At 72.0% G+C, this 15,614-nt stretch carries 17 protein-coding genes and 3 pseudogenes; 12 read left to right on the forward strand and 8 right to left on the reverse strand.

Going from position 1 to position 15,614, the window contains the following annotated elements; all coding sequences use genetic code 11:
* Together ACGFMM_RS26635 and ACGFMM_RS26640 are read right to left on the reverse strand one after the other, a co-directional pair.
* Nucleotides 1-464, reverse strand: a 464-nt coding sequence (locus ACGFMM_RS26635; RefSeq protein ID WP_393648976.1) for an aldehyde dehydrogenase family protein, incomplete at its 3' end; no start/stop codon positions are given.
* Between the two features lie 214 nt (nucleotides 465-678).
* Nucleotides 679-1,305: a helix-turn-helix domain-containing protein gene (locus tag ACGFMM_RS26640; protein ID WP_393648977.1), complete on the reverse strand. Its 627-nt coding sequence runs from the start codon at nucleotides 1,303-1,305 to the stop codon at nucleotides 679-681.
* 213 nt (nucleotides 1,306-1,518) lie between these two features.
* On the opposite strand from ACGFMM_RS26640, the gene ACGFMM_RS26645 reads away from it, so the two are divergent.
* The 6 genes from ACGFMM_RS26645 (at nucleotide 1,519) to ACGFMM_RS26670 (ending at nucleotide 8,281) form a co-directional block, all read left to right on the forward strand.
* Nucleotides 1,519-2,721, forward strand: coding sequence for a Zn-dependent alcohol dehydrogenase (locus tag ACGFMM_RS26645; protein ID WP_393648978.1), 1,203 nt, complete (start codon nucleotides 1,519-1,521; stop codon nucleotides 2,719-2,721).
* A gap of 417 nt (nucleotides 2,722-3,138) precedes the next feature.
* Nucleotides 3,139-4,089, forward strand: coding sequence for a sensor histidine kinase (locus ACGFMM_RS26650; protein ID WP_393648979.1), 951 nt, complete (start codon nucleotides 3,139-3,141; stop codon nucleotides 4,087-4,089).
* Nucleotides 4,086-4,787, forward strand: coding sequence for a response regulator (locus ACGFMM_RS26655; RefSeq protein ID WP_393648980.1), 702 nt, complete (start codon nucleotides 4,086-4,088; stop codon nucleotides 4,785-4,787). The genes ACGFMM_RS26650 and ACGFMM_RS26655 overlap by 4 nt, the downstream gene beginning before the upstream one ends.
* Before the next feature lie 166 nt (nucleotides 4,788-4,953).
* On the forward strand, nucleotides 4,954-5,907 hold the full coding sequence (locus ACGFMM_RS26660) for an ABC transporter ATP-binding protein (protein WP_393648981.1): 954 nt from the start codon (nucleotides 4,954-4,956) through the stop codon (nucleotides 5,905-5,907).
* Nucleotides 5,904-7,463, forward strand: coding sequence for an ABC transporter permease subunit (locus ACGFMM_RS26665; RefSeq protein ID WP_393648982.1), 1,560 nt, complete (start codon nucleotides 5,904-5,906; stop codon nucleotides 7,461-7,463). Before ACGFMM_RS26660 ends, ACGFMM_RS26665 begins: the two co-directional genes overlap by 4 nt.
* 26 nt (nucleotides 7,464-7,489) lie before the next feature.
* Nucleotides 7,490-8,281, forward strand: coding sequence for an ABC transporter permease (locus tag ACGFMM_RS26670; RefSeq protein WP_393648983.1), 792 nt, complete (start codon nucleotides 7,490-7,492; stop codon nucleotides 8,279-8,281).
* 22 nt (nucleotides 8,282-8,303) lie between these two features.
* Here ACGFMM_RS26670 and ACGFMM_RS26675 read toward each other — a convergent pair whose 3' ends face one another.
* Nucleotides 8,304-8,714, reverse strand: coding sequence for an arsenate reductase ArsC (locus tag ACGFMM_RS26675; protein ID WP_393648984.1), 411 nt, complete (start codon nucleotides 8,712-8,714; stop codon nucleotides 8,304-8,306).
* A 79-nt stretch (nucleotides 8,715-8,793) separates the two neighbouring features.
* On the opposite strand from ACGFMM_RS26675, the gene ACGFMM_RS26680 reads away from it, so the two are divergent.
* Nucleotides 8,794-9,102: an ArsR/SmtB family transcription factor gene (locus ACGFMM_RS26680; protein WP_393648985.1), complete on the forward strand. Its 309-nt coding sequence runs from the start codon at nucleotides 8,794-8,796 to the stop codon at nucleotides 9,100-9,102.
* Nucleotides 9,099-9,887 (forward strand): aquaporin, encoded by a 789-nt coding sequence (locus ACGFMM_RS26685; RefSeq protein WP_393648986.1) that lies wholly within the window; start codon nucleotides 9,099-9,101, stop codon nucleotides 9,885-9,887. The genes ACGFMM_RS26680 and ACGFMM_RS26685 overlap by 4 nt, the downstream gene beginning before the upstream one ends.
* A 90-nt stretch (nucleotides 9,888-9,977) precedes the next feature.
* On the opposite strand, the pseudogene ACGFMM_RS26690 reads toward ACGFMM_RS26685, so the two are convergent.
* Nucleotides 9,978-10,289, reverse strand: a pseudogene (locus ACGFMM_RS26690) (heavy metal-responsive transcriptional regulator); the annotation flags it as partial.
* A 54-nt stretch (nucleotides 10,290-10,343) separates the two neighbouring features.
* Between ACGFMM_RS26690 and merB the strand changes: the two are divergent.
* Both merB and ACGFMM_RS26700 read left to right on the forward strand, forming a co-directional pair.
* Entirely contained in the window at nucleotides 10,344-11,306 is a 963-nt protein-coding gene (gene merB / locus ACGFMM_RS26695) for an organomercurial lyase (RefSeq protein ID WP_393648987.1), read from the forward strand.
* A gap of 64 nt (nucleotides 11,307-11,370) precedes the next feature.
* Nucleotides 11,371-11,916 (forward strand): DinB family protein, encoded by a 546-nt coding sequence (locus ACGFMM_RS26700; protein ID WP_393648988.1) that lies wholly within the window; start codon nucleotides 11,371-11,373, stop codon nucleotides 11,914-11,916.
* A gap of 32 nt (nucleotides 11,917-11,948) precedes the next feature.
* On the opposite strand, the gene ACGFMM_RS26705 is transcribed toward ACGFMM_RS26700, so the two are convergent.
* The 3 genes from ACGFMM_RS26705 to ACGFMM_RS26715 are packed head-to-tail and all read right to left on the reverse strand — an operon-like array spanning nucleotide 11,949 to nucleotide 13,058.
* Nucleotides 11,949-12,284: a YnfA family protein gene (locus ACGFMM_RS26705; protein WP_393648989.1), complete on the reverse strand. Its 336-nt coding sequence runs from the start codon at nucleotides 12,282-12,284 to the stop codon at nucleotides 11,949-11,951.
* 37 nt (nucleotides 12,285-12,321) lie between these two features.
* Nucleotides 12,322-12,654: a hypothetical protein gene (locus ACGFMM_RS26710; protein WP_393648990.1), complete on the reverse strand. Its 333-nt coding sequence runs from the start codon at nucleotides 12,652-12,654 to the stop codon at nucleotides 12,322-12,324.
* Nucleotides 12,655-12,689: 35 nt separating this feature from the next.
* Complete coding sequence (locus ACGFMM_RS26715; protein WP_393648991.1) at nucleotides 12,690-13,058, reverse strand: ArsR/SmtB family transcription factor; 369 nt, start codon at nucleotides 13,056-13,058, stop codon at nucleotides 12,690-12,692.
* Nucleotides 13,059-13,171: 113 nt separating this feature from the next.
* Here ACGFMM_RS26715 and ACGFMM_RS26720 point away from each other — a divergent pair.
* Nucleotides 13,172-14,518, forward strand: a pseudogene (locus ACGFMM_RS26720) (NAD(P)-binding domain-containing protein).
* A 30-nt stretch (nucleotides 14,519-14,548) separates the two neighbouring features.
* A pseudogene (locus tag ACGFMM_RS26725) lies at nucleotides 14,549-14,734 on the forward strand (heavy metal-associated domain-containing protein); the annotation flags it as partial.
* A 37-nt stretch (nucleotides 14,735-14,771) separates the two neighbouring features.
* On the opposite strand, the gene ACGFMM_RS26730 reads toward ACGFMM_RS26725, so the two are convergent.
* Nucleotides 14,772-15,614 (reverse strand): ABC transporter ATP-binding protein, encoded by an 843-nt coding sequence (locus ACGFMM_RS26730; RefSeq protein ID WP_393648992.1) that lies wholly within the window; start codon nucleotides 15,612-15,614, stop codon nucleotides 14,772-14,774.

A 15,614-nucleotide genomic window follows, 5' to 3' on the forward strand; every position in this document is an offset into this window, starting at 1 on the left:
TAGTTCCACGGCGCGACCTGGGCGCAGACGCCGACCGGCTCGCGGCGGACGATCGAGGTCATGCCCTCCATGTACTCGCCGGCGGACTTGCCCTCCAGCAGCCGGGCGGCGCCCGCGAAGAAGCGGATCTGGTCCACCATGGCCGGGACCTCGTCCGCGGCAGTGAGCGCGAGGGGCTTTCCGGTGTTCCTGGACTCGACCGCCACGAGTTCGTCCGCGCGGGTCTCGATCGCGTCGGCGATCCGGAGCAGGGCGAGCTGGCGCTGCGACGGGGTGGTGTCCCGCCACGTCTCGAACGCGGCAGCGGCGGCGGCCATGGCCGCGTCGACGTCGGCCTGGGCCGACAGCGGGGCGGTGGCGTAAGCGTCGCCGGTCGTCGGGTCGAGGACGGAGGTGGTGCGGCCGTCGGCCGCGTCGGTGAACGCGCCGTTGACGTGGTTGCGCAGGATCTTGAGCTCGCTCATCGGGCATCTGCTCCTTCAATCGAGGCTCCGGACGCCGGGTCCGGCGACCGGTGAGGGGTAGGCCTTGACCGGCACGAGCCATGGCAGGACCGGGCAGCGGCGGTCGGGGTGACTGCCTGCCCTGTGCCGAGGCTGTGTCAGGTTGTGAAGTGGACGGATCGGTTGTGGGTGCGGTGGAGGTACGAGAGGGCTGCGGCGAGTTCCGCCCCTGGCCTCAGGAGGCGTCGTGGACGCGCTGCGACTGCTCGCGGGGGATGGGCGGGGCGATGGACCACAGCACCTCGGCCTCGACGGCCGCCGGGTTGTCCCAGGCGTGCGCCGAGCGGGCGGAGAAGGTGTGGGAGTCCCCCGCCTCCAGCTGGATGTCCTGGCCGTCGACGGCCAGGTGGAGGCTGCCGCGAACGACGACCACGAACACCGTCTCGGAGTCCAGGGTGTAGGCGCCGCCGGAGCCACCGCCCGGATCGAGGACGGTGCGCATCACCTGGACGTGCTGTTCGGTGGCGGGTGTGAGGAGGTACTCGTGGATCCCCTCGCCGCCCATCTCCAGCGGAGCCCCGAGGCCGCTGCGGACCACGGCCTCGTCGGGGTAGTCGAACAACGAGCCGACCGAGATGCTGAGGGCCTCGCAGACGCGCAGCAGGGTCGGCACCGAGATCGTGGTGCGCCCGCGCTCCACGAGACTCAGGAAGCCCTTGGTGACGGCGGCGCTGTCCGCCACCGCCTGGAGGGTGAGCCTCCGTTGCTGCCGGAGAGCGCGCAGCTTGGGGCCGAGCCGGGACATGCGGGGGTCAGAGCTGTCCTGCGCCGCGTCCTGGGGCTGCGCGGGGGAGGGCGTCACGGTGACTCGCTTCCTGCTGGCGACCCGTTCCGGGCGCGGTGAGGCGGGTGGGGTCTTCCCTCGATCGAGTTTAGCGGTGTAAAACATTACGAGGGAAGTTTAGTGCTACTAAACCGCGAGGCGTCTTGCCTCACCCATGCCGCCGTCCTGTGCCGGTTCACTTCCCAGCCTCGTTCCGAACCTCCCGGCAACGGCCGAATCCTGGAGAACGACATGAGCACACCCTCCATCCGCCCCGGCCGAACCGTGCGTGCCGCGGTCTTCACCCGCCCGGGAGCACCCGTCGAGATCACCGACGTCCAGCTGGCCGCCCCCGGCACGGGGGAGGTCGAGGTGGCGATCGCCGCCGCCGGTGTCTGCCACTCCGACCTGCACGTGCTGAAGGGGGAGTGGGACGTCCCCGTGCCGGCGGTGCTGGGTCACGAGGGCGCCGGTGTCGTCACCGCCCTCGGTGCGGGCGTTACCGGCCTGGAGGTCGGCGACCACGTCGTGCTCTCGTGGGTCCCGAGCTGCGGAACGTGCCGCCAATGCCGGCTCGGCCGCCCGTGGCAGTGTGAAACGGTCGCCACCGTCGTCGCCCCCGGCGGCGTCCTGCTCGACGGCACCAGCCGCTGGAGCCGTGACGGCGCCATGCTCCACCACTACCTGGGCGTCTCGTCCTTCGCCGAGCGCGTGGTGGTCCCCGCATCCGGGGCGGTACGGATCCGGCGCGACGCCCCGCTGGACGCCGTCGCCCTGGTGGGCTGCGCGGTCGCCACCGGTGTCGGAGCCGTCCGTAACACCGCAGGGGTGGAGGTGGGCGCGACCGTCGCGGTGATCGGCTGCGGCGGTGTGGGCCTGTCCTGTGTGCAGGGCGCCCGCCTGGCCGGCGCCTCGCGGATCGTCGCCGTCGACATCGACAGTGCGAAGCTGCGCACGGCCCGCCACCTGGGTGCGACCGACACGGTCGACGCCTCGCGGGTGAACGCCGTCCGGGCGCTCAAGGCCGCCGTTCCGGAAGGGCTGGACTACGTCTTCGACGCCATCGGCAAGATCACCACCACCGAACAGGCCATCGCCTCGCTCGGGCAGGGCGGCGCCGCCGTGATCGTCGGCCTGCCCCCGGCCGGCTTCACCGCCCGCTTCGACCCGCTGGCCCTGGCCGAGGCCAACCAGGGTGTCCTCGGCTCCAACTACGGATCCGTCGACCCCCAGCAGGACATCCCGCACCTGGTCGACCTCTACATGGACGGCCGGCTCGACCTGGACTCCATGATCTCCGCCCGCCGCCCCCTCGACGAGGCCCAGGCCGCCCTCGACGACCTGGCCGCCGGCCGCTCCCTGCGCACCCTGCTCACCACCGGCGGAGAGCCCGATGACGCATCACGTGGAGTGCGTGGCGATTCTGGAGCCCGCCGACAAGAGCCGTTGACCTGACGCTCGGTCGACGACGTTCGTTCTCCCTCGCGCGAGTGATGCCTCTGCCCCTCGCGCGAGGGAGTACGTGATCACTGCTCGGAGGGACGGCTGCGCAGAGGGCCCGCTGCCATAATGACCGGCGTGAACCGTGCGACCGCCTGGCGTGACCGCTGGACCGGAAGTCTGCGGCGGGTCTTGTCACTTCCGCGCAGCGCCGTGTTCATCTCGGCGCTGTGTGTGCTCGCGATCGCCGAATCGCTTGCCGAGTTGGTCGCCGTCCGCGGGTCGATCCCCTGGATGTTCGCGGAAGCCGCTCAGGACGCTTCCGGGAGGGGAAGTGTCGGGGGTGTTCAACTTGCCATGGTCATCGGGCTGTTGTGCCTGTGTACCGGGCTGCCGTTGGCTCTTCTGCGGCCCGTTCTCGCCGGATTCACGGTGACCGTTGCGAGCTTCGGCTCGCTCGCGATCTTCCATACGGTGACGCTGGCGGGCTTCGCCGCCCAGCTGATCGCCCAGTACCGGCTCGGCCGTTGTGGACACGTCCTGGCGGCGATGCTCTTCAGCATGCCGTTCCTCGCACTGGAGTTGGCCGGATCCGCGGATGCCGACCACCGGGTGCGCACGCTTCTCCTCGTCTCGCTGGCCCCGATGGCCGCTTTCGCCGGCCTCGCCCGACGCGCACAACAACGAGACCGCGAACACGAAGCCATGCGCGAAGTCATGGCGGGCAGTCAGTGGGAGAACGCCGCCCGCGAGGAGCGCGCCCGTATCGTCCGAGAACTGCACGACGTCGTCGGCCACCACGTCTCCATGATCGCCGTGCAGGCCGAGACGGCCCGCGTGGCCACCCCCGGCATGCCCGCCGCAGGCGGCGAGCGGCTGCTCGGCATAGGCGACACCGCCCGCGCGGCCCTCACGGAGATGCGCCGCCTGCTCGGCGTACTGCGCGACGACAACGAGCCCGCCACCGGTGGCGAACGCAGGCCGCAACCGGACCTCACCCAGCTCAACGACCTGCTCGACGAGGCCCGCAAAGCCTCCACCGCCACGATCCGCATCATCCTCAGCGGATACCCGCGCCCCATGAGTCCAGGAATCGAACTGGCCGCCTACCGCGTCGTCCAGGAATCCCTCACCAACGCCCGCAAGCACGCCGTGGGCGCACCGGTCGACGTCGAACTCCACTACGCCCACGACGCCCTGCACCTCAGCGTCCGTGACAACGGCCCCGGAGCGCCGGCCGCGACTCCGGACGGTGGCTACGGCCTGCTCGGCATGCGGGAACGGGTCACCGCGGTCGGAGGGCTGATCCGCACCGGTCCGGCGAACTCCGGTGGATTCCTCGTCGAGGCCAGTTTCCCCGCCAAACCGGAACGGACCATATGAGCTCCCCGCCGACACCGATCCGCGTCGTCATCGCGGACGACCACCTGGTCGTCCGCACCGGATTCGCCGCACTCCTCGACTCCCAGCCGGAATTCACCATCGTCGAGACCGCCACCACCGGCGTCGACGCGGTCCGTGTCTGCCGCGAGGTGTCCCCGGACGTCGTCCTCATGGACATCCGCATGCCGGAGATGGACGGCATAGAGGCCACCCGCCGGCTCCTCGGCGACGCGCCCGACGGAGCGAAGACGCCACGCGTCCTCATCCTGACGACGTTCGACCTGGACGAGTACGTCTACGACGCCCTGCGCGCCGGAGCCAGCGGCTTTCTGCTCAAGGACGCCACCGCCGAGCGGCTCTTCGACGCCGTGCGCGTCGTCGCCGCCGGAGACGCCCTGCTCGACCCCGGGGTCACCCGCCGGCTGATCAGCGAGTTCACCCAACTGCCCGCCAGGACCCCGTCCCAGCCGTCGGCCGCCCTCACGGCGCTCACGGCGCGCGAGACCGAGGTACTGCTGCTCGTCGCCGAAGGCATGTCCAACGGCGAGATCGCCGCCCGCCTCTTCGTCACCGAGGAGACGGTGAAGTCCCATGTCAGCCGCACACTGACCAAACTGGGCCTCCGGGACCGCACCCAGGCCGTGATCGCGGCGTACGAAACGGGACTCGTCGTCCCGGGATCCCGCAGGACCGACTAGGGCCCGCGATCCCCTTGCAAACCTTGGGCGGGCTCATCCTCAGGTAGGAGGCCGCGCCTGGCTCGTACGGGGGAGGGGCGGGCTCCTTGCCCCTCGCGCGTGCACCGTGGACCTTCGCTCCTTGCCGTGACGACCCGCGTCGACTTCCTTCCCTAGCCTCGCTTCCATGGAGAAGACAATCGATGAGGCACAAGCCGTGATCGAGGTCAGGGACGTCTACAAGCGCTTCGGCGGCACTCAGGCGCTGGACGGAATGTCGTTCTCCGTCAGGCCGGGGCGGATCACCGGCTTTGTCGGGCCGAACGGGGCCGGGAAGTCCACGACGATGCGGGTCATCCTCGGCCTGGACAGGCCGGACAGGGGCAGCGCGCTGGTCGGTGGGCGGCCGTACCGGGCGCTGCGCGCTCCCCTCAAGAGCGTGGGCGCGCTGCTCGACGCGGCTGCCGTGCAGCCGAGCCGGTCCGCCCGCCATCATCTGCTGTGGCTGGCCCACTCGCAGGGGCTCGGCGCCGCCGCGGTGGACGAGGCGATACGGAGGGTCGGCCTCCAGGACGTGGCGGGCCGCAAGGCGGGCGGCTTCTCCCTGGGGATGCGGCAACGGCTGGGCATCGCGGCCGCGCTGCTCGGCGACCCGCCGATGCTCATGCTGGACGAGCCGTTCAACGGCCTGGACCCCGAGGGCTTCATGTGGATGCGGGGCTTCCTGGCGTCGCTCGCCGAACAGGGCCGCGCCGTGCTGGTGTCCAGTCACCTGATGAGCGAACTCCAGGACTCCGCCGATCACGTGATCGTCGTCGGGCGGGGCAAGGTCGTCGCCGACATGAGCGTGCGCGAGCTGCTCGCCTCGGTGTCCGAGGGACGCGTCACCCTGCGCACGCCGGCTCTCACGCAGGCGATGGCCGTGCTCGCGCGGGCCGGTGCGACGGTGAGCTCCACGGGCGGTGACACGCTCAGCGTCACCGGCCTGGCGGCCGCGGACGCCGTGTCCGTGCTCGGCGCGAACGCGGTGCCGTTCTCCGAAGTTTCCTCGTACCGTGCGTCCTTGGAAGAGGCGTACATGGAACTTACCCGGGACTCCGTGCAATACCGCGGGGTCGTCACCGAGGAGCCCGGACGATGACGGTGACGATGAAGACGACGGCGTCGGGCGGCGGCGCGAGCGTCGTGGGCGGTTTCGGACGCGTACTGCACGCGGAGTGGACCAAGTTCCGGACCGTGCGCGGCTGGGCGCTCGGCACCTTCGCCGCGCTGGTCGTCATCTGCCTGGTCGGTCTGCTCGCGACGGCCCAGCGCAACGACGGAGGCGGCACCGCGTCGAAGCTGCCCGTCGGTCCCTCCGGTGAGGCGGTCAACGACGCCTTCTTCTTCATGCACCAGCCGCTGAAGGGCGACGGCGTCATCACGGTGTCCGTGTCGTCGCTGACCGGTCTGGTCGCGGCGACGCCCACGGAGAACAAGCCCGGTCTCGCGCCCTGGGCCAAGGCCGGGATCATCGTGAAGGACTCCCTCGAACCGGGGTCGTCGTACGCGGCGATGATGGTCACCGGCGACCACGGCGTGCGGATGCAGTACGACTACACGCACGACACGGCGGGGCTGCCCGGCCCGGTGTCGGCGGACGCGCCGCGCTGGCTGCGGCTGGAGCGCTCCGGCGAGACCGTCACCGGATATCAGTCGACGGACGGCAGCACGTGGGACGAGGTGGGCACCGCCCGCCTCTCCGGACTCTCGGATGCGCCGCAGGTCGGACTGTTCGTGACCTCGCCGTCGGCCACGGAGGAGACCGGTACGGGGACAGGGTTCAACCCCGCCGTCGCCACCGGTTCGTTCAGCGCCCCCGTCCTGAGCGGCGGGTGGAGCGGCGACGCCTGGCAGGACCGGCAGGTCGGCGACGGCGCCGGCACGAACGGCAGCTACAGCCGGTCGACGAAGGGCGAGGTGATGCCGTTGCCGTCCGGCACGGGCTACCGCCTCACCGGCGCCGGTGACATCGCACCGGTGGTCGGCGGACCTGCCGCGAGCGGCGTGCGCATCCCCTCGAACTTCCTCGTCGGCGCGTTCGCGGGACTGATCGTGATGGTCGTCGTGGCCGCGGGCTACGTGACCGTCGAGTACCGGCGAGGCCTGATCGGCGTCACCTTCGCGGCCAGTCCGCGCCGAGGCCGTGTGCTGGTGGCGAAGGCCCTCGTGGTGGGCTGCGCGGCCTTCCTCGCCGGAACGCTCGCAGCCGCCGTCATGCTGCCCTTCGGTGGAGCACGGTCTCTCGCGAACGGCTTTCCCGTCCTGACGGTGCCGGCGTCGACCGAGCTGCGGGTCGTCGTCGGAACGGGGCTGCTGCTCGCGGCCGCCGGCGTGTTCGCCCTGGCGGTCGGAGCGATCCTGCGGCGCAGCGCCGTGACCGTCACCGTCGTGGTCGTCGGCATGGTGCTGCCGTACCTGCTCGCCACCGCATCCGTCCTGCCCCCCGCGGCCGCGGACTGGCTTCTGACGGTCACACCGGCCGCCGGGTTCGCCGTCCAGCAGACCGTCACCCACTACGACCAGGTCGTCACCGTCTATTCGCCGGCGCACGGCTACTTCCCGCTGGCGCCGTGGGAGGGCTTCGCCGTCCTGTGCGCCTACGCCGCCGTTGCGTTCGCCTGCGCCCTGGCCCTGATCCGCCGGAGGGACGCATGAGGTACGCGGGACTGAGGTCCGCGGCAGTGAGGTCCGCGGGTCTGAAGTACGCGGGCCGCGCGGAGTGGGTGAAGCTGCGGACGGATCCCGGCAACGGCTGGCTGCTGCTCGGCGTCGTGGCCCTGACCCTGGCCGTCGGTGCCGCGGTGGCGATGACCGCCCGGTGCGATGCCCTCGGCTGTGGAGAGGACGCCACGAAGCTCAGCCTCACCGGTGTCATGGTCGGTCAGGTCGTCGTCGCGATCGTCGCGGTGCTGATGGTCGGCAACGAGTACAGCACCGGCATGATGCACACCACGGTCGCTGCGGTACCGCGACGGCTGACCGTCCTCTTCTCGAAGGCCGCCGTCCTCAGCGCGGTGACGCTGGTGACCGGCGTCGTCGGTGTCCTCGGATCGCTGCTGGTCGGCGGGTTGGTGCAGCCGGGCCGGGGCTTCACCGAGGCGCACGGGTACGCGCCGATGTCGCCGGCCGACCCGGAGACGCTGCGCGCCGCCGTGGGATCCGTCCTCTACCTCGCTCTGATCGGGCTGCTCGGCCTCGGCATCGCTCTGATCGTGCGGAACTCGGCGACGGCGATCGGGATCGTTCTGGGGCTGCTCTTCTTCTTCCCGATCCTCACCCAGGTGATCACGGACCCGGACTGGCAGCGGCTCCTCCAGCAGATCGCCCCCATGACCGCCGGGCTGTCCGTCCAGACGACGGTCGGTGTCGACCGGCTCCCGATCGGTCCCTGGGAAGGCCTCGGCGTGGTGGCCCTGTGGGCCACCGGCGCGCTGGCGGCCGGCGGCGCGATGCTGCGGTCGCGAGACGTATGAGCGGCGTGCCCGGTCAGGCGGGTCAGCGAGCCGCGTCGATCTCGGCGATGAGGCCCTCGATGAGGACCCTGATCTGGTCGCGGATCGGGCGGACGGCCTCGACGCCCTGGCCGGCCGGGTCTTCGAGGGCCCAGTCGAGGTACTTCTTGCCGGGGAAGACCGGGCAGGCGTCGCCGCAGCCCATGGTGATGACGTAGTCGGACGCCTGGACGGCCTCGGTGGTCAGGACCTTCGGCTTCCGGCCGGAGATGTCGACGCCGACCTCGGCCATGGCCTCGACGGCGGCCGGGTTGACCCGGTCGCCCGGGAGCGAGCCGGCGGAGCGGACCTCGATCCGGTCGCCGGCCAGGTGGCCGAGGAACCCGGCGGCCATCTGGGAGCGGCCGGCGTTGTGGACGCAGACGAAGAGCACGGAGGCGAGCGGAGCGGTCATCGGTTCCTCGGTCTTCCCTGGATTCAACGAGGTCAGCCCAGGCTGGTATCAGCGCCGGATGATGTGACAGTATCAGCCCATGATGACGTCAGTCGATACTGATCTGATTCGCGTACTGGGTGACCCCCTGCGCCTCCAGATCGTGACCCTGCTCGCCCGCGAGACGCTGTGCACCACCCATCTCGTGGAGGAGACCGGTGCCAAGCAGACCAACCTCTCCAACCACCTGAAGGTGCTGCGCGAGGCGGGGGTCGTGGAGACGGAGCCCTGCGGCCGGTTCACCTACTACCGGCTCAAGCCGGACGTCATCGACACGCTCGCCGGCCAGTTCGCCGACCTGGCGGCCACCGCCCGCGCCAACGCCGACGCCAAGAGAGCCTGCCCGTGACCGCCACCGAGCCCGCCGCGAGCGAGGCCGTAGCCGCCGACGTGCTCCCGCAGCCCGCGCCCGGCGCCACCCCGCCCCGTACGCCCCTGATCGCCCGCGCCGCCGCCGAGTTCGTCGGGACCGCCGCCCTGGTGGCGATCGTCGTCGGCTCGGGCATCCAGGCCACCCGGCTGACCGACGACGTCGCGCTGCAACTCCTCGCCAATTCCACCGCCACCGTCTTCGGCCTCGGCGTCCTGATCGTCTTGTTCGGGCCGGTGTCCGGCGCGCACTTCAATCCGGCCGTCACCTTGGCCGAGTGGTGGACCGCCCGCCGCGGCGGTGCGGGCGTGAACGCCCGCGAGCTCGCCGTCCACGTCCCCTCCCAGATCGTCGGCGCCGTCGCCGGAGCGGTGCTCGCGGACGCGATGTTCGGCGAGCCGCTGGTGGAGTGGTCGGCGCACGACCGTTCCGCCGGGAACCTCCTGCTCGGTGAGGTCGTGGCGACCGCCGGTCTGATCCTGCTGATCTTCGGCCTGACCCGTACGGACCGCCTCCGTTTCGCGCCCGTCGCCGTCGCCTCGTACATCGGCGCCGCCTACTGGTTCACCTCATCCACGTCCTTCGCCAACCCGGCGGTGACGATCGGACGCGCCTTCACCGACACCTTCGCCGGCATCGCCCCCGCCTCCGTCCCCGCCTTCATCGGCATGCAGCTGATCGGCACGGCCGTGGGCCTGGCCCTCGTCGCCGTCATCTTCGTGCGCGGCAGCGGCAGGACGACGGCCGCCGAGACCGCCGAGTGAGCCGGCGGGGCGCGTGAGGATGGTGCAGATGTCGCCGTCCGTGCATGTGTCCGGGTCGGTCACGGCGGCCCGGCGGGCCAGCTCACGCAGGGCGGCGCGGGCCTCGCGCAGCTCGGTCAGGCGGAGTTCGATCGCGGCGAGGTGCTGGTCGATGAGCGTGCCGACCTGGGCGCACGGGGCCTGGCCGCTGTCGCGCAGGGCGAGGACCGAGCGGATCTCGGCGAGGGTGAGCCCGGCGGTCTGGGCGTCGCGGACGAAGTGGAGCCGGCCGGCGGCCTGCTCCGGGTAGTCCCGGTAGCCGCCGGACGTGCGCGGGGGCTTGGGCAGCAGGCCCGCCTGCTCGTAGAAGCGGATCGTCTTGGTCGACAGCCCCGCCTTCGCGGCGAGCTCTCCGATGCGCATACCGTCAGCGTACGACTTGACCTTCCAGTGCACTGGAAGGTCTACGGTCGCCGTATGAACGCCCCGAGGATCACCGTGCTGACCGTCCCGGACTGCCCCCACGCCCCCCTCGTACTGGAGCGGATCACCGCCGCGCTGGACGGCCGCGAGGCGGAGGTGGAGCTGGTGGAGGTACGGGACGAGGCGGAGGCCGCGCGGTGGGGGATGACCGGGTCGCCGACCGTCCTCGTCGACGGCGCCGACCCGTTCGCCGTGCCGGGCGCGCCGGCCAGTGTCTCCTGCCGTCTGTACCGGGACGAGGAGGGCCGGGCCGCCGGGGCGCCCGGCGTCGGAGCGCTGCGGAGGGTGCTCGCCGGTGCGGAGGAGTGCTGCGACGACGAGCTCCTTGATCCGATCGGGCGGGCGGGACGTGGCCGGCGCGCCCCCGCCGAGCGCGGGATGCGCGCCGTCCACCAGGCCGTGCTGCGGCACTTCGCCACGACCGGCGCCGCGCCGAACGCGTCCGATCTCGAAGCGGTCGCCGCCGAGGCCGGCCGCAACGCCCGCGACGTCCTTGCCGAGCTGGACGCCGAGGACTTCCTCGTCCTCGACGCCGAAGGCGGGGTGCGAGCCGCGTACCCCTTCTCCGCGGTCGAGACGCCGCACCGGGTCACGCTCGGCGACGGGGTGGAAGCGTGGTCGATGTGCGCGATCGACGCCCTCGGCATCGCCGCGATGCTCGGCCAGGACATCCGGGTCGCCTCGGCCGACCCCGTCAGCGGCCACCCGGTCACGGTCTCCTTCACCGGCGGCACGGCACGGTGGGAGCCCGAGGACGCGGTCGTCTTCGTCGGCCGGCGACCGGGTCAAGGCCCGGCGGCCGATGTGTGCTGCGACGCCCTGAACTTCTTCGCCGACCGTGCCACCGCCGAGACGTGGGCGCGCCGCCACCCCGGTATCCCCGGCCGCATCACCGGCCAGGCCGAGGCCGTCGCCCTCGCGACACAGACCTTCGGACCGCTGCTCGCCGAGGGCTGAACGAGAGCATCGGGTTCCACGGTGCATCCGGGCGGGAATCATCCAGGCCCGGAGTGGAGTGATGATGGGCGAGCGTTCAGAGTGGGGCTGGGACCGGCAGGCCGTCCTCGACGAGTACGCCGGGGCGCGCCGGACTTTCCACGCGCTCCTGGACGGGGCGACGGCGGCCGACCTCGCCCGCCCGACCAGCGGCACCCGGTGGACCAACGGGCAGCTGCTGTGGCACATGCTCTTCGGCTACCTCGTCACCCGGGTCCTGCTGGGCCTCGTACGCGGCTTCAGCCGGCTGCCGCGGAGCGCGAGCGAGGGCTTCGCCGGGGTGCTGAACGCGGGGACGCGACCGTTCGACGCCATCAACTACCTCGGGCCGTGCGGGGCGGTGAAGGTCTTCGGGCCCCGACGGATGGGCGTCGCCTTCGACCGGATCACCGGGTCGCTGCAGCGGCGGCTCGCGAGGGAGTCCGAGCGCGATCTGGCGCGGGGCATGCACTTTCCGGTGCGGTGGGACCCGTTCTTCCAGGAGTTCATGACCCTCGCGGACCTCTACCGGTACCCCACCCGGCACTTCGACTTCCACCATCGTCAGCTCACCCTCGGCGCGGGTGGTTGAGGCGCCTGACTGCGTTCGCGCCATGGCGAAGGTCAGTGGCTGCGGGGCGCGTACATGATGACGGCCATGCCGGCGAGGCAGACCAGGGCGCCGATGACGTCGTAGCGGTCGGGGCGGTAGCCGTCGGCGACCATGCCCCAGGCGATGGACCCCGCCACGAAGATGCCGCCGTAGGCGGCGAGGATGCGGCCGAAGTTCTCGTCGTGCTGCCAGGTCGCGACCACTCCGTACAGGCCGAGCGCGATGACTCCGGCGCCGACCCAGATCCAGCCCTTGTGCTCGCGGATGCCCTGCCAGACGAGCCAGGCGCCGCCGATCTCGAAGAGGGCGGCGAGGACGAACAGGGCGACGGAACGTGCGACGGTCATGATGCGTGAGCCTACTGGCGGCCCGTACCGCTGCTCCTCAGCGGGCCGGGTGACGTCCTGCGGCGGCCCGCTCCTGGAGCGCGTCCAGCACGGCCTCGTGCGCGCCGTCGACGGAGACGTCCAGCTGGATCCGCTCCGGGCCGGGGCTGACGGCGAAGGTGAAGAACGAGCAGCAGCCGCTCTCACGCGCGACCAGGTCGCGCACCGCCTCCTCCACATCGTCACCACCGGCGAGCACCAGCCGCAGCCGGAGCCGGTCCGGCCGGGACAGGTCCGTCAGACGCTCGGCGAACAAGGCGTCGAACTCGGCCACCCGCAGCGGCTGCTCGCTCGTGGGCAGGGTGCAGGAGTCCGGTACCCAGGTACTCATCGGGGTTCCCTTCCGTCGAAAGAACTCTCCTCGGACTACGCCGTGGCGGCCTTGCTCAGCAGCTGCCCCATGGCCGCGAGGACGGCGGGCTCGACGCGGTAGTAGACCCAGGTGCCCCGCCGCTCGGAGGAGAGCAGTCCGGCCTCCTTCAGCTTCTTCAGGTGGTGGGAGACGGTGGGCTGCGAGACGCCGACGTCGGAGATGTCGCAGACGCAGGCCTCGCCGCCCTCGTGCGAGGCGACGGAGGAGAAGAGCCGCAGCCGGACCGGGTCACCGAGCGCCTTGAACATGACGGCGGTTCGCTCGGCCTCCTCGGCCGTCAGCGGCCGCTCGTTCAGCGGCGGGCAGCAGGGCGGTGCGGCGGCTTCCGACTCCAGCAGCGGCAACGCCTTCGTAATCGACATACGTCTATGTTGGCACATATCGAATAGATGAGTGTCTATGTTGCCGGCCGTCGAAGCAGGGGTCATGCTGGGAGCCAGGACATCGACGGACATCGAAACACGAGGGAATCGTCATGAGCATCAGTGCCACCTCGCACCTTCCCGTCGTGGTCATCGGGGCCGGGCCCGTCGGCCTGGCCGCCGCCGCCCATCTCGTGGACCGCGGCCTGGAGCCGCTGGTCCTGGAGGCGGGCTCCCGAGCGGGCGCGGCGGTGCGCGAGTGGGCGCACGTACGGCTCTTCTCGCCGTGGGGCGAGGTCACCGACGCGGCCGCCGAGAAGCTCCTCGCCCCGACCGGCTGAATGAAGCCGGAGGCGGGGACGTACCCGACCGGCGGCGACTGGGCGGAGAAGTACCTCCAGCCGCTCGCGGACGTCCTCGGTGACAAGGTGCGCGTGGACGCCCGGGTCGTCGGCGTCTCCCGCTCGGGCCGGGACCGCGTCGTCGACGCCGACCGCGAGAACCAGCCCTTCACCGTCCACGTGCGGTACGCCGACGGCCGCGAGGAGCGGATCCTCGCCCGCGCCGTCATCGACGCCTCCGGTACGTGGGCCGTCCCGAGCCCGGCCGGCGGCGACGGGCTCCCGGCGCTCGGCGAGCGCGCGGCGGCCGCCCGGATCTCCTATCGCGTCCCCGACCTCGAGGACCCCGCCGCACGGGCCCGTTACGCCGGGAAGCGGACCGCTGTGCTCGGCTCCGGCGCCTCCGCCTTCACCGCGCTCGCTTCCCTCGCCGATCTCGCGAAGACCGAGGAGGGCGCCGGCACGCACGCCGCCTGGATCCTGCGCCGCGGCATCTCCGGATCCACCTTCGGCGGCGCCGCCGACCAGCTGCCGGCGCGCGGCGCCCTCGGCCTCGCCGCGAAGGCCGCCCTCGACGAGGGGTACGCGGACGCCGTCACCGGCTTCCGTACGGAGGCGGTCGAGTGCGACGGCGACGGCCGCCCGGTCCTCGTGGCCGAGGACGGCCGGCGGCTCGACCCGGTCGACGAGGTCGTCGTCCTGACCGGCTTCCGTCCCGACCTCTCCTTCCTCGGCGAGCTCCGCCTGGGCCTCGACGAACGCCTCCAGGCCCCGGTCGGGCTCGCTCCGCTGATCGACCCGAACCAGCACTCCTGCGGCACCGTCCAGCCCCACGGCGTGAAGGAGCTCTCCCACCCCGAGCCCCGGGTCTACCTCGTCGGCATGAAGTCCTACGGCCGGGCCCCGACCTTCCTCGCCCTCACCGGATACGAGCAGGTCCGCTCCGTCGTCGCCGCGATCGCCGGCGACCGCGAGTCCGCGGAGCGAGTCGAGCTGGTCCTGCCGGAGACCGGGGCCTGCGGCGGCGCCGGCCTCTTCGACCGGCCCGAGGCCGCGCAGGTAGCCGATGACGGCGGTGGCTGCTGCGCCGCCCCGACCACCCTCCAGATCGGCGGCTGACCCGCCGAGGGCCTCGAATTCGCCGTCACCGGCATGCACTGCAACAGCTGCGGCCTGCTCATCGACGACGAGATCGAAGAACTCCCGGGCGTCACGAGCAGCACCACGGACGTGCGCGCCGAACGCACGGTGGTCGAACTCGACCGCCCCGTCCCGGCCGAGCTGATCACCGCCGCCATCGCCACGGCCGGCTACTCCGCCACGGCTCTCGACTGACCGTCCGTCAGCCACGGCCCGCGCACCAAGGGCCCCGTCAGACCCGTTCCGTCCGGCGGCCTCCCTCCGGGACGACCAGGGGGGTGCCGGCGACGGGGCAGGGGATGACCGTGGTGCGCAGGCCGAAGACGTCCTGGACCAGGTCGGGTGTGACGACCTCCGAGGGTGCGCCCGCGGCCACCACGTCGCCGTCGCGCATGGCGATCAGGTGGTCGGCGTAGCGGCAGGCGAGGTTCAGTTCGTGAAGGACCATCACCACCGTGCGCCCGTCGGTGCGGTTGAGTTCGGCGACGAGTTCGAGGACGTCGACCTGGTGGGCCAGGTCCAGGTACGTCGTCGGCTCGTCGAGCAGGAGCACCGGGGTGTCCTGGGCCAGGGCCATCGCGATCCAGACGCGCTGGCGCTGGCCCCCGGAGAGCTCGTCGATGGAACGGGTCGCCAGGTCCGCGGCCCCGGTCGCCGTCAGGGCGGCGTCGACGGCGGCCTCGTCGGCGGACGACCACTGGCGCCACCAGCGCTGGTGCGGGGTGCGGCCGCGGGCCACGAGGTCGCGGACGGTGATGCCGTCGGGGGCGCTGGGCGTCTGGGGCAGCAGGGCGAGCCGCAGGGCGAACTCGCGCGCGGACAGGCCGGCGATGTCGTCGCCGTTCAGGTGGACGGCGCCGTCGGAGGGCTTGAGGAGCCGGGCGAGGGCGCGCAGGGCGGTGGACTTGCCGCAGGCGTTGGGGCCGACGAGCGCGGTGACCTTCCCGGCGGGGACGGTCAGGTCCAGGTCCTGGGAGACGACGCGGTCGCCGTAGCCGAGGCGCAGGCCGGTGCCGGTCAGGGCGGCGGCCGCGGCTTCGGCGAGCTTGGGCTGTGAGGTCGTGTCGGCCGTCAT

This window comes from Streptomyces sp. NPDC048604, from assembly GCF_043199435.1.
In the GTDB taxonomy this organism is placed as follows: domain Bacteria; phylum Actinomycetota; class Actinomycetes; order Streptomycetales; family Streptomycetaceae; genus Streptomyces.

Excerpts from the sequence above, each read along its gene's own strand:
- ACGFMM_RS26665 (WP_393648982.1), top strand. The coding sequence starts at position 5,904 with ATGACGGTGACGATGAAGACGACGGCGTCGGGCGGCGGCGCGAGCGTC.
- ACGFMM_RS26655 (WP_393648980.1), top strand. The coding sequence starts at position 4,086 with ATGAGCTCCCCGCCGACACCGATCCGCGTCGTCATCGCGGACGACCAC.
- ACGFMM_RS26645 (WP_393648978.1), top strand. The coding sequence starts at position 1,519 with ATGAGCACACCCTCCATCCGCCCCGGCCGAACCGTGCGTGCCGCGGTC.
- merB (WP_393648987.1), top strand. The coding sequence starts at position 10,344 with ATGAACGCCCCGAGGATCACCGTGCTGACCGTCCCGGACTGCCCCCAC.
- ACGFMM_RS26675 (WP_393648984.1), bottom strand. The coding sequence starts at position 8,714 with ATGACCGCTCCGCTCGCCTCCGTGCTCTTCGTCTGCGTCCACAACGCC.
- ACGFMM_RS26730 (WP_393648992.1), bottom strand. The coding sequence starts at position 15,614 with ATGACGGCCGACACGACCTCACAGCCCAAGCTCGCCGAAGCCGCGGCC.
- ACGFMM_RS26710 (WP_393648990.1), bottom strand. The coding sequence starts at position 12,654 with ATGAGTACCTGGGTACCGGACTCCTGCACCCTGCCCACGAGCGAGCAG.
- ACGFMM_RS26680 (WP_393648985.1), top strand. The coding sequence starts at position 8,794 with ATGATGACGTCAGTCGATACTGATCTGATTCGCGTACTGGGTGACCCC.
- ACGFMM_RS26715 (WP_393648991.1), bottom strand. The coding sequence starts at position 13,058 with ATGTCGATTACGAAGGCGTTGCCGCTGCTGGAGTCGGAAGCCGCCGCA.
- ACGFMM_RS26700 (WP_393648988.1), top strand. The coding sequence starts at position 11,371 with ATGGGCGAGCGTTCAGAGTGGGGCTGGGACCGGCAGGCCGTCCTCGAC.
- ACGFMM_RS26660 (WP_393648981.1), top strand. The coding sequence starts at position 4,954 with ATGGAGAAGACAATCGATGAGGCACAAGCCGTGATCGAGGTCAGGGAC.
- ACGFMM_RS26705 (WP_393648989.1), bottom strand. The coding sequence starts at position 12,284 with ATGACCGTCGCACGTTCCGTCGCCCTGTTCGTCCTCGCCGCCCTCTTC.